The organism is Pseudomonas sp. NY11955 (assembly GCF_048068035.1).
Lineage (GTDB): Bacteria > Pseudomonadota > Gammaproteobacteria > Pseudomonadales > Pseudomonadaceae > Aquipseudomonas.
In genome coordinates, this window is the sequence record NZ_JBLUPS010000015.1 from 114,497 (window position 1) to 126,184 (window position 11,688).

General features: G+C 62.3%; 12 protein-coding genes. 8 read left to right on the forward strand and 4 right to left on the reverse strand.

The features are described from left to right. The first annotated feature begins 184 nt into the window (after positions 1–184). The 6 genes from ACNFBR_RS23890 to ACNFBR_RS23915 all read left to right on the forward strand — a co-directional run bounded on the left by ACNFBR_RS23890 (position 185) and on the right by ACNFBR_RS23915 (position 5,033). Entirely contained in the window at positions 185–1,123 is a 939-nt protein-coding gene (locus ACNFBR_RS23890; protein WP_416737066.1) for a 2-hydroxyacid dehydrogenase, read from the forward strand. Positions 1,124–1,173: 50 nt separating this feature from the next. Then, positions 1,174–1,962, forward strand: a complete 789-nt coding sequence (locus tag ACNFBR_RS23895; protein ID WP_416737067.1) for a PhzF family phenazine biosynthesis protein — start codon at positions 1,174–1,176, stop codon at positions 1,960–1,962. 74 nt (positions 1,963–2,036) lie between these two features. Next, a complete protein-coding gene (locus ACNFBR_RS23900; protein ID WP_416737068.1) occupies positions 2,037–2,444 on the forward strand; it encodes a GFA family protein in 408 nt (135 codons plus the stop codon). Between the two features lie 113 nt (positions 2,445–2,557). Then, complete coding sequence (locus tag ACNFBR_RS23905) at positions 2,558–2,896, forward strand: FKBP-type peptidyl-prolyl cis-trans isomerase (RefSeq protein WP_416737069.1); 339 nt, start codon at positions 2,558–2,560, stop codon at positions 2,894–2,896. A gap of 236 nt (positions 2,897–3,132) precedes the next feature. Beyond that, entirely contained in the window at positions 3,133–3,795 is a 663-nt protein-coding gene (locus tag ACNFBR_RS23910; RefSeq protein WP_416737070.1) for a histidine phosphatase family protein, read from the forward strand. 44 nt (positions 3,796–3,839) lie between these two features. Beyond that, positions 3,840–5,033: a D-amino acid dehydrogenase gene (locus ACNFBR_RS23915; RefSeq protein WP_416737071.1), complete on the forward strand. Its 1,194-nt coding sequence runs from the start codon at positions 3,840–3,842 to the stop codon at positions 5,031–5,033. 72 nt (positions 5,034–5,105) lie between these two features. On the opposite strand, the gene ACNFBR_RS23920 is transcribed toward ACNFBR_RS23915, so the two are convergent. From ACNFBR_RS23920 to ACNFBR_RS23930, 3 genes are all read right to left on the reverse strand, one after another. Then, complete coding sequence (locus tag ACNFBR_RS23920; RefSeq protein ID WP_416737072.1) at positions 5,106–5,834, reverse strand: aspartate/glutamate racemase family protein; 729 nt, start codon at positions 5,832–5,834, stop codon at positions 5,106–5,108. A gap of 16 nt (positions 5,835–5,850) precedes the next feature. Beyond that, positions 5,851–7,383, reverse strand: coding sequence for an NCS1 family nucleobase:cation symporter-1 (locus ACNFBR_RS23925; protein WP_416737073.1), 1,533 nt, complete (start codon positions 7,381–7,383; stop codon positions 5,851–5,853). 556 nt (positions 7,384–7,939) lie between these two features. Beyond that, a complete protein-coding gene (locus tag ACNFBR_RS23930; RefSeq protein WP_416737074.1) occupies positions 7,940–8,377 on the reverse strand; it encodes an Lrp/AsnC family transcriptional regulator in 438 nt (145 codons plus the stop codon). A 133-nt stretch (positions 8,378–8,510) separates the two neighbouring features. On the opposite strand from ACNFBR_RS23930, the gene ACNFBR_RS23935 reads away from it, so the two are divergent. Both ACNFBR_RS23935 and ACNFBR_RS23940 read left to right on the forward strand, forming a co-directional pair. Continuing rightward, a complete protein-coding gene (locus ACNFBR_RS23935) occupies positions 8,511–9,407 on the forward strand; it encodes a DMT family transporter (protein WP_416737075.1) in 897 nt (298 codons plus the stop codon). Positions 9,408–9,442: 35 nt separating this feature from the next. Further along, a complete protein-coding gene (locus ACNFBR_RS23940; protein WP_416737076.1) occupies positions 9,443–10,369 on the forward strand; it encodes a class I SAM-dependent methyltransferase in 927 nt (308 codons plus the stop codon). Positions 10,370–10,523: 154 nt separating this feature from the next. Here the strand turns inward: ACNFBR_RS23940 and ACNFBR_RS23945 are convergent, their stop codons facing one another. Beyond that, complete coding sequence (locus ACNFBR_RS23945) at positions 10,524–11,522, reverse strand: sulfate ABC transporter substrate-binding protein (RefSeq protein ID WP_416737077.1); 999 nt, start codon at positions 11,520–11,522, stop codon at positions 10,524–10,526. Between the last annotated feature and the right edge of the window lie 166 nt (positions 11,523–11,688).

Here is an 11,688-nt window from a genome sequence, read left to right on the forward strand (position 1 = left end):
CTCGCGATGCGCCGCGCGGGCGGCGCTCGATCTACCAAGCGCCGCGTTTACAACGGCAGACGCCCCATGCCCTCACGCAATCTCATGACGCACCGCACCCGTACAGTACAGTTTTTCGCACAATTATCGGTTGACTGTACTGCACGGTAGTTCCGCATAATGCCCCTTCATATTGGGAGGTGGCATGCGAAAAACAGTCCTGGTACTGGTGGAAACCGTCGACGATTACCTACCCATGCTCGAGCACGCCGGTTACCGCCTGATCCGTGCCCCCTCACCGCAGCTACGAGCCGATGCCATTGCGCACCACTCCGATGCAATCGATGCCGTGCTCACCCGCGGGCCGCTGGGGCTGACCGCCGCCGAAATCGACGCATTGCCCAACCTGCAGATCATCTGCGTGATCGGTGCCGGCTACGAACAGGTCGACCTCGCCGCCGCCGCCGCCCGCAACATCACCGTTACCAACGGTGCCGGGGCCAATGCCGCTGCCGTCGCCGACCACACCCTGGCTTTACTGCTGGCGCTGCTGCGCGACATTCCCCACGGCGATGCCAGCACCCGACGTGGTGAATGGAACCGCGTGATCAGCCCCTCGGTAAGTGGCAAGCGCCTGGGTATTCTCGGCCTCGGCGCAGTCGGGCAGGCCATCGCCAAGCGCGCCAACCTGGGCTTCGACATGCCCATCAGCTACCACAGCCGCACGCCACGCCAGGATCTGCCCTACACCTGGTACGACAGCCCGCAACACCTGGCCGATGCCGTCGACATTCTGGTAGTTGCCACCCCCGGTGGCGCCCACACTCGGCATCTGGTCGACGCCCACGTGCTGGAGGCGCTTGGGGCACAGGGCTATCTGGTGAACATCGCCCGTGCCAGTGTGGTCGACACCCAGGCCCTGATAGCCGCATTGCAGCATGGCCAACTGGCGGGCGCCGCGCTGGACGTGTTCGACGACGAACCGGCAGTGCCCGACGCCCTCAAGGCCTTGCCCAACACCGTACTCACGCCCCACGTGGCCGGCCAGTCGCCGGAAGCCGCGCGCGACACGGTAGCCCTGGTGCTGCGCAACCTGCAGGCGTTCTTTGCCGGTGAGCCGGTACTGACCCCGGTACACCCGTAACCCTTTCCAGCTATCTGCCTGGCAGTGGCCAGGCAACAAGGAGTGTGTGCATGCAACTCGAAATCTTTCAGGTCGATGCCTTTTCCGCTGAACCCTTCGGTGGCAACCCGGCCGCAGTGATCCCGCTGCAAAGCTGGCTGCCGGACGATGTGCTGCAGCGCATTGCCGAAGAAAACAACCTGTCGGAAACCGCCTACTTCGTGCGCAATGGCGAAACGTTCGACCTGCGTTGGTTCACCCCGACCGTGGAAGTCGACCTGTGCGGCCATGCCACCCTGGCCTCTGCTTATGTACTGTTCGAACAACTGGGCGAGCAGGCGCAGGTGCTGCGCTTCAACACCCGCAGTGGCGAATTGCGCGTCAGCCGCAGTAGCGACGGGCTGCTGGCAATGGATTTCCCGGCTAAACAACCGGTAGCCGTGGACATTCCGGTCGGCCTGTTGCAAGCGCTGGGCCTGAGCCAGGCACAGGCGCTGCATCGCAGCGACGACTATGTGGTGGTGATCGACGACGCTTTGCTGCTCGATAGCCTGAAACCAGACTTTGTTGCGCTGTCGGCTTTCGACGTGCGCGGCATTGCCGTGACGGCGGCAGGGCGTGGCTTTGATTTCGTCACCCGCTGGTTCGGCCCGCGAGTTGGCGTGAATGAAGACCCCGTGACCGGCTCGGCGCACACCTCGCTGGCACCGATATGGGCCGAGCGCCTGGGCAAAAGCGTGCTCAGCTGCGAGCAGGGTGGGGTACGTAAAGGGCAGTTGCAGTGCGAAGTGCCGGGCAATGGCCGCGTGATCATCAGTGGGCGGGCGGCGTTGTACCTGCGCGGGACTGTCTATATTTAACACGCTGACACCGCCTCCCTGTAGGAGCGGCCTTGCGCCGCAAATGGGCCCATCTTCCGCTCTAGGAGCTCTCCATGACCATGGAAAAACAAGGCACCTGCCTGTGCGGCGCCACTCGGCTCACGGTCACCGTCGACAACACCCATATCAGCGCCTGCCATTGCAGCATGTGCCGCAAATGGACCGGGGGCCCGCTGTTGGTGGTGCACTGCAGCCAGCCGCCGGAGATCGAAGGGCGTGCGCCGAGCGTCTATGATTCTTCCGACTGGGCCCAACGTGGGTTCTGTGGCCGCTGCGGCACGCACCTGTACTATCGGCTCAAGGCCAACAACCTCCATTTCGTGCCGGTCGGCGTGCTCGACGGCGACCAGGAGTGGGAGTTCGACCTGCAGATTTTCATCGAGCAGAAACCCGCCTGGTACTGCTTCGCCAACCAGACCAAGGAGCTGACCGGCCAGGAGGTGTTCGAGCAGAACAGCTGATCCGGGCCTGTCGATACGGGTGAGAGCGCCAGCATGAAACGCCCCGCGAACTTGCCAAACCGCTGCATTCCTGAGAAAAGGGCGGCTTTGTTTTTCAGCGTTGGAGTGTGCCCGTGAGCCAAGAACTGCAGATCATCGACCTGGTCGAGGGTGATGGCAAAGCCGCCGTCAAAGGCGCCCTGATCACCACCCAGTACACCGGCTGGCTGGCTGACGGCAGCGAGTTCGATTCGTCCTGGTCGCGGGGCAAGCCGTTCCAGTGCGTGATCGGCACCGGCCGGGTAATCAAAGGCTGGGATCAAGGCCTGATGGGCATGCGCGTTGGCGGCAAGCGCAAACTGCTGGTGCCGGCGCACCTGGGTTACGGCGAACGCAGCGTAGGGGCGATACCGCCGAATTCCAACCTCGTCTTCGAGATCGAGCTGCTGGAAGTGCTGACGCGGGATGATTGAGTGGTCGCATTGCAACCCGAGGTTCTTGCACTCGACTTAATTGCGCAACACGTTTCCCCTAACCTAGGCCTTGCCTAGGGAACGGCATCTACCTCCAGGGAGGAACCAAACGGGTTCAGGGCACTCTGACCCTTTCTCGTTGCCAAGGATGGCATTCACTACTAAGGGCACCCTGCAACCGGCAGGGCGATGTGGCGGGTAACCCCGATTTTTTTTTGCCACACGAGCCTGCCTTGATGAAGTTGCCAACATTCTTCCGCCGTCGCCGTCATTTGCTGCTGAGCCTGGTGCTCACAGCCGTCGCCGTACCGTTGGCGTTGGAGGCTGTCGAAAGCCGGGCGCAACCGGTGGATGGCACCCAGACCCTGGTGTTTCTGCGCCATGGCGAGAAGCCAGGCGAAGGGTTGGGCCAGTTGAACTGCCAGGGCCTGAACCGTGCGCTGGACCTGGCCACGGTATTGCCCGAGCGCTTTGGCAAGGCCGACTATGTGTTTGCCGCCAACCCTTCGCGGCATGTCGAGGAAGGCAGCAGGGACGAAAGCTACAGCTATATCCGCCCGCTGATGACCATCACCCCCAGCGCCATTCGCCTCGGCTTGCCGGTGAACATCGACTACGGCGCCAACGACACCGACGAACTGGCCGAGGAGTTGCTGAGCGACAAGTACCGCAATGCGACCATCTACACCGCCTGGTCCCACGGCTACCTGCCGGAGTTGATCAACACCGTCGCAGGCAAGGCCTTGGGTGAAGCGCGGGTGATCACCGAGGACTGGAGCGGCGATGACTTCGACACCCTCTATGTACTGACCCTGACCTGGCATGACGGCAAAGCCAGCCTGCTCAGCCGCAACGTGCGCCAGGGCCTGAATGACGGTGCGCATAGCTGCCCGACCTGATCCGCTGGTACTGTTTGGCCAGCAAGCCGGAACAGGGATGAGCGATGAAGCAGCAGGTAGCGGTAATCGGTGGCGGGGTGGTTGGCCTGACGACGGCCTACGCGCTGGTTCGTGAAGGGTGGTCGGTTACGTTGATCGAGGCCCGCGACAGCCTGGCGTCAGCCACCAGCTTTGCCAATGGCGGGCAGCTGTCTTATCGATATGTGGCGCCGCTGGCCGATGCCGGGGTGCCCTGGCAGGCGCTGGGCTGGCTGTTGCAGGGCGAGTCGCCGCTGCGCCTGCGCTTGCGCCTTGACCCGGCGCAGTGGCGCTGGCTGCTGGCATTTACCCTGGCTTGCCGTCGCAGCGTCAATCGTCGCAATGCCACGCAACTGCTGAAGTTGGCGCTGCACAGTCAGGCTGTGCTGGCGCAATGGCGCGAGGAGCAGAACCTGGGTGATTTCGCCTGGCGGCGCAATGGCAAGCTGGTGGCTTTTCGCAGCGAGCGCGCCTTTGCCCATGGCCGAGACCAGTTGACCGACCCGGCCAGTCAGCGGGTTTTGGCGGCAGCCGAGTTGCGTGCGCTAGAACCTGCCCTGGAGGGCGCACCGTTTGTAGGTGGCGTCTTCACAGCGGATGAAGAGGTTGGCGATTGTCACTTGTTCTGCCAGCGCCTGGAGGCACTGTTGCGCGCTTCGGGGCAATGCCACTTCCTGCTGGGGCGGCCAGTGACGCAGTTGGTACGGCGTCAGGATCAGGTTGTAGCGCTACAACTGGGCGATGAACAGTTGGAGGTGGAGCAGTTGGTGCTGTGTGCCGGGCATCGCGGTCCAGGCTTGGCATTACCGGGGGTGCGGATACCGGTCTACCCGCTGAAGGGCTACAGCTTGACGGCGCCGATCAACGCCGGGCACCAAGCCCCGGAGCTGAGCCTTACCGATTATGAGCGCAAGATCGTCTACGCCCGCCTGGGGCAGCAGCTGCGGGTAGCGGCGATGGTGGACATAGTCGGTTTTGACGAGTCGGTGGAAAAGCGCAGGTTGCAGAGCATGCGGCGGCTGGCGCTGGAGACATTGCCCAAGGCTGCGGATTATGGCCAGGCGGTGGAGTGGGCCGGGATGCGGCCGGCGACACCGACCGGGGTGCCGATCATTGGCGAAACGGTGTATCGCAACTTGTGGTTGAACCTGGGGCATGGGGCCTTGGGGTTTACCTTGGCCTGTGGCAGTGCGCAGCGCTTGGTCGAGATGATGGGGTGATAGTGCCAGCGTCTTCGCGGACTTGTGGGAGCGGGCAAGCCCGCGAAGAGGCCAGCACTGGCAGACAAGGGATCAGCGGCCGAAGCGCATCGGCCAACCCACCACCTTTTTCACTCGCGGCGTGGCATAGGTGCGTACCTTGGAAGTACTCAGCCCCATGCGCACCAACGATTCGGCAATGGTTACCGCTGCGCTCACACCATCCACCACCGGCACGCCAGTGCGTTGGCGAATCTGCTCGTCCAGCCCGGCCATGCCACCGCAACCCAGGCAGATCACCTCGGCCTTGTCGTCACGCACGGCGCGTTCGGCCTGCTCGACAATGGCCTCCACGGCCCGCTCTGGGTCGGCTTCCAGTTCCAGCACCGCCAGCCCGCTGGCCCGCACCGAGGCGCAGCGGTCGTATAGGCCGGACAGCTTCAGACGGTCTTCGATCAGTGGCACGGTGCGGTCCAGCGTAGTCACCACCGAATAGGCATGGCCCAGGTACATCGCCGTACTGGCGGCGGCATCGGTAATGTCCACCACCGGCACATTCAGCAGCTCCTGCAGGCCTTCGCGGCCGTGTTCGCCATAGCCGGCCTGGATCACGGCGTCATAGGGGCCCTCGAAGGCCAGTACCCGGTCCATCACCGCAATGGCGGCCAAGTAGCTTTCGAAGTTGCCCTCCACCGACTCGGCGCCAAACCAAGGCGTGAGGCCGACAATTTCGGTACCGGGCGCGGCCACCGCACGTGCCTGCTCGGCAATGGCGTCAGTGATGGCTTCGGTGGTGTTGACGTTGGCGATCAGAATATGCATGGGCAGTTCTCCCAGATCAATGGCTGCTGTGGTCGACGGCGATGCACTCGCCGCTGACGTCGTGGTATTGGCGGTTGCGCGGTGCGATCAGCAGGTACAGGGCGGCGGCAATGCCGGCACCGATCAGCCAGGAGAACGGCGCCACGCTTTGGAAGTTGGGGACCAGGGCCAGGACGATGGCCAGCAGCGCGGCCGGCACGAAGGCGGCCACGGCGCGCAGGTTGATGCCTTTGCTGTAGTGATAGGCGCCGGCCGGGTCTTCGCTGTACAGCTGGGGCACGTTGATGCAGCCTTTGCGCAGCAGCCAGTAGTCGGACATGATCACTCCGTACAGCGGGCCGAGCAGGGCACCCAGGCCCGACAGGAAGTACACGATCACCAGCGGGCTGTTGTACAGGTTCCACGGCAGGATCAGCACCGCCAGCGTGGCGCTGATCAGCCCGGCACGGCGGAAGTTCAGGTGGCGCGGCGCCAGGTTGCTGAGCACGAAGGCCGGTGCGACGAAGTTGGCCATGATGTTCACCGCCACGGTGACGATCAGGAAGGCCAGGCAACCAAGCACCAGGAACGGCGTGCTGGGGATGGCGGCGACGATCTGCGTCGGGCTGTCGATGATCTGGCCGTTGATCTGGAACTGCGCACCGCACAGCACCACGGTAATCACGGCGAACACCAGGATGTTCACCGGCAGGCCCCAGAAGTTGCCGACGCGGATGGTCTTGCGGCATGGCGAAGAGCGGGCGAAGTCACAGAAGTTCAGCACCAGGGTGCCGTAGATTGCCAGCCACAGCGCGCCGCCGGCAAAGATGTTGCGCCACATCTCGTAGCCAGTCAGTGGAGTCGCCACCGACCAGGCGATGTGCGCGTCGGCCTTGAAGTACATGAACACCGCCAGGGCGGCGACGGTCAGCAGGATCACTGGGCCGGCAAAGGCCTCGTAACGGCGCACCATCTCCATGCCGTAGGCCAGGATCACCAGTTGCACCAGCCAGATCGCCACGAAGCATACCCAGCCCAGGCTCGACAGGCCGAGGATGCTGTCATGGTCGTAGGCGGCCATTTGCGGCCACACGGCGGTGAGCAGCACCCGCAGTACCACCGAAGCCAGGTAGGTCTGGATGCCGAACCAGGCAATGGCGATGACGGCGCGGATCAACGCCGGGATCTGTGCGCCGTGGATGCCGAAGGCAATTCGGCTGATGACCGGGAACGGCACCCCGGTTTTCTGCCCCATGTAGCCGGACAGGTTCATGAAGAAGTACACCAGCGCCGCGCCGATGGCCAGCGACAAGAGAATTTGCCAGCCACCCAGGCCGAGGGCGAACAAGCCCATGGCGAACGAATAGTTGGCGATATTGTGCACATCGTTTGTCCACAGCGCGAAGATGCTGTAGCCGCCCCAGCGACGGCCTTCGATACGGGTTGGCGCGAGGTCGCGGTTATGCAGGCGCGGGCTCAGGGCAAGTTCCGGCGCGTTGCCGGCGAGGGTGGCGTTGGGGTGGGTGCTGGCGACGGATAGTTCAGGGGCAAGGTCGAGGCTGCTACTCATTCCGGCGGGCTCCTGATGCACTTGGACTGCGATGAGCGGGCATGCGCACGGGCTCGCCATCTCGTCGGTGCAGCGTTGGCATCACAAAGTTCTGGGCGCGGCGGCCGACATTGGGTCGGCGTCGCGGGTTCTTGTGTATTTATGTTTTGTTTAAGTTGTATACAAAACACGAAGACACAAAAGCCATTTCTGTGCCAAGGAATAAGCGACTTTTAGTTGGCCAGCATTCTGAATCTATCTTGTTGAAAGATAAGTTAATGAAATGCAGAGATTATAAGTTGACCGAATGAACAGGTTTAATTTTTTGCTGGGGTGATTAGTTGATCATTTGGTCAAAATTAATGGTGGAAAGTGTGTAACGTATTGGGGCGTTACTGGGATAAGTGAACACAAAAATGGCACTTATGGTGACGTTTTTGTGTACAAAAATTAGTCAGCTTTTCCTGCGCCAGCCTCTTCGCGGGCACGCCCGCTCCCACAGGGATTCCACAGCCTCTGGCCTGTGGTGATCCTGTGGGAGCGGGCGTGCCCGCGAAGAGGCCGATACAGAAGAAAATCAATCCATCGGCGGCAACCGCCGCTTCACCGGGCTTTTCTTGATGATGGCGGTATTGGTCTCGGCCAGCACATTGATGCGGTCGAGCAGGGTGTCCAGCTGTTCCATCGAGCGCACATGCAGCCGGGCAATGAAACAGTCCTCGCCAGTGACCTTGTCGCACTCGGTGAACTCAGGGATGGCAATGATCTGCCGCTCCACCTCATGCAACTGCCCCGGCAGCGGGCGGATGCGCACGATGGCCTGCAACTGGTAACCAAAGGCGCGCGGGTCGATGTCTACGGTGTAGCCGCGCAGCACACCACGCTCCTCCAGGCGGCGCAGGCGTTCGCTGACGCTGGGCGCAGACAGCCCGCTGACCTGCGCCAGGGCTTTGAGCGAGCGGCGCGAGTCTTCCATCAGTGCATTGATCAAGAGTTGGTCGATGGCATCAGTCATGCTCGCCTCTTTAGGTAGTTGGCGTTATTTGCCTTGATAGTAAAGGTATGGTTGCGGATCTACCTTGGTTATCCGCTGGAAGGTCAGGCTGAAACCTTTGCATACTGTTGCCATCGTCAACAGGAGGTGTGAGATGGACAGTTCATTGCGCCGTGGCTCGTTGGAAATGGTCGCCGCCATGCTGATTTCCGGGACCATTGGCTGGTTCGTGCTGGTGTCTGGCCTGCCGGTGCTGGACGTGGTGTTCTGGCGCTGCGTGTTCGGTGCCGTGACCTTGCTGGCGATTTGTGCCGCTTTTGGTTTTCTGCGGCCGGGTGTGATCAGCCGCACGGCATTCTTGCTGGCGATTGCCAGCGGGGTGGCCATTGTCGGTAACTGGCTGCTGTTGTTCGCCTCTTATTCGCGGGCATCGATTGCCATTGGTACGGCGGTGTACAACGTGCAGCCGTTCATGCTAGTGGGGTTGGCGGCGCTGTTTCTGGGCGAGAAGATCACCTTGGCCAAGGTTACTTGGCTGAGCGTGGCGTTCCTCGGCATGCTGGCCATCGTCAGTGCCCATGGCGTAGGGCAGGGCGGTGGGGAGGACTATCTGCTGGGGATAGCCCTGGCGCTTGGGGCAGCGTTCTTGTATGCAATCGCTGCGTTGATCATCAAGCGCCTGAGTGGCACGCCACCGCACCTGATCGCGTTAATCCAGGTAACCACGGGCGTGTTGTTGCTGGCGCCGTGGGTCAAGCTTGGCGGTGTGCCGGGTGAAATGCCGGCATTGGCCAGCCTGCTGACGCTGGGCATGGTACATACCGGGCTGATGTATGTGTTGCTGTACAGCGCCATTCAGCGTTTGCCCACGGCGTTGACGGGTGCGCTGTCGTTCATCTACCCGATTGCGGCGATTCTGGTGGACTGGGTGGCGTTCGGGCACCGCCTGGCGCCATTGCAGTGGCTGGGGGTGGGGTTGATTCTGCTGGCGGCGGCGGGCATGCAGCAGGGATGGTGGTTCCGACCGGCGCGGGTTGCCGTGAAGAGTTGAGGTAGAATGGCGCTTTTGCCAGCCTGCGACCCACCATGACTTCGCCGATTCACACCCTCGAACAGCACCTGCTCGCCGCCCTCGACCCTGCCCCGCAGGAAACCCGCCGCTTGTTCCACGGCCGTGGCCGTTGCTGGCCGGGCCTGGAGCAGGTCACCGTCGACTGGTTGCAAGGCGTGCTGTCGGTCGCCCTGTTTCGCGAACCGCCCGAGGGCCAACTGGCCGAATTGGAGGCCATGTTGCACACCTTGGCACAGCGCCCGCAGTGGACCGGCCAGGCGATCATCATCCAGCACCGCTACCTGCCCGACAGCCCTGGCCAGTGGCTGCTGGGCGAGCCGTGCCAGCAGCGTGAGGTGGTCGAGGACGGCCTGACCTACCTGCTGGACCTGGGCGTGCGGCAGAACAACGGCCTGTTCCTCGACATGCGCTACGGCCGGCGCTGGGTGCGTGAACAGGCGGCGGGCAAGCGCCTGCTGAACCTGTTCGCTTACACCTGCGGCTTTTCGGTGGCAGCGATTGCCGGTGGCGCCGAGCAGGTGGTGAACCTGGACATGGCCAAGTCGGCCCTCTCACGGGGCCGCGACAACCACCGCCTCAATGGCCATGATGCATCGCGGGTGGCGTACCTGGGGCATGAGCTGTTCAAGTCGTGGGGCAAGGTGCGCAAATACGGGCCTTACGACCTGATCATCATCGACCCGCCAACCTTCCAGCGTGGCAGCTTCGTGCTGACCCAGGATTACGCGAAGATCCTGCGGCGTTTGCCTGAGTTGCTCAGCGAGGGTGGCACGGTGCTGGCGTGTGTCAACGACCCGGGGATGGGGCCGGAGTTTCTGATAGAAGGGATGGCCGAGCAGGCGCCGACACTGGCGTTTGTCGAGCGCCTGGAGAACCCGCCAGAGTTTCCGGATGTGGACCCGGCGGGGGGGCTGAAGGCGCTGGTATTCCGCCAGGCCTGACGTTGCCAAGTCTCCGACTGGTACTGCACAGGCTTTGTAGGAGCAGCCTTGTGCTGCGAAGAGGCCGGTACAGGCAAAGCATGTGTATCGTCCGTACCGGCCTCTTCGCAGCACAAGGCTGCTCCTACAGTGCTCCCGTTATGCCTGGAAAACGTTACTGACCGCTATAGATCTGGTCAAACACCCCACCATCATTGAAGTGGGTCTTCTGCACGGTGCGCCAGTCACCAAAGGTTTTTTCTACCGACAGGAAGTCCACTTTCGGGAAGCGGTCGGTGTACTTGGCCAGTACCGTCGCATCGCGCGGGCGCAGGTAGTTGTTGGCGGCGATCTCTTGGGCTTCTGGCGACCACAGGTACTTCAGGTATTCCTCGGCCACAGCCTGGGTGCCTTTCTTGGCCACCACCTTGTCGACCACACTTACCGGTGGCTCGGCTTCGGCCGACACGCTCGGGTAGACCACTTCGAACTGGTCGCGGCCAAACTCGCGGGCGATCATTTCGGCTTCGTTCTCGAAAGTTACCAGCACGTCGCCGATCTGGTTGGTCATGAAGGTGGTGGTGGCAGCGCGGCCGCCGGTGTCCAGCACGGGTGCCTGCTTGAACAGCTTGCCGACGAAGTCGCGGGCTTTGCTTTCATCGCCGCCTTGCTTGAGCACGTAGCCCCAGGCCGACAGGTAGGTGTAACGGCCGTTACCCGAAGTTTTCGGGTTGGGCACGATCACCTGTACGCCGTCCTTGAGCAGGTCCGGCCAGTCTTTCAGGGCTTTTGGGTTGCCTTTGCGCACGATGAACACAGTGGCCGAGGTGAACGGCGCGCTGTTGTTCGGCAGGCGGGTTACCCAGTTGTCCGGCACCAGCTTGCCATTGTCGGCAAGGGCGTTGATATCGGTGGCCATGTTCATGGTGATGACATCGGCCGGCAGGCCATCGATCACCGCACGGGCCTGCTTGCTGGAGCCGCCGAAGGACATCTGCACGTTGACCTTCTCTTTGTGCTCGGCTTCCCAATGTTTCTGGAAGGCTGGGTTGTAGTCCTTGTAGAAGTCGCGCATCACGTCGTAGGAAACGTTGAGCAGGGTAGGTGCGGCCTGGGCGATGTTGCCCAGGGCCAGGCCTGCGGCGAGCAGTGAGGCGGTGAAGAGCTTTTTCACGTTGCTTCCTTGTTCTTGAAGGTTGTTGAGGCAGATTGCCAGCGACTATAGCGGGTGGCTCGGAGTGGGTTAAAGAACAAAAAGCACTTTGGTTATGCCGCTGCCTGTACCGGCCTCTCTCCCGGGCCGCCCCGCGAGGGGGCGGGGACAGGGAACATCCTTGTTT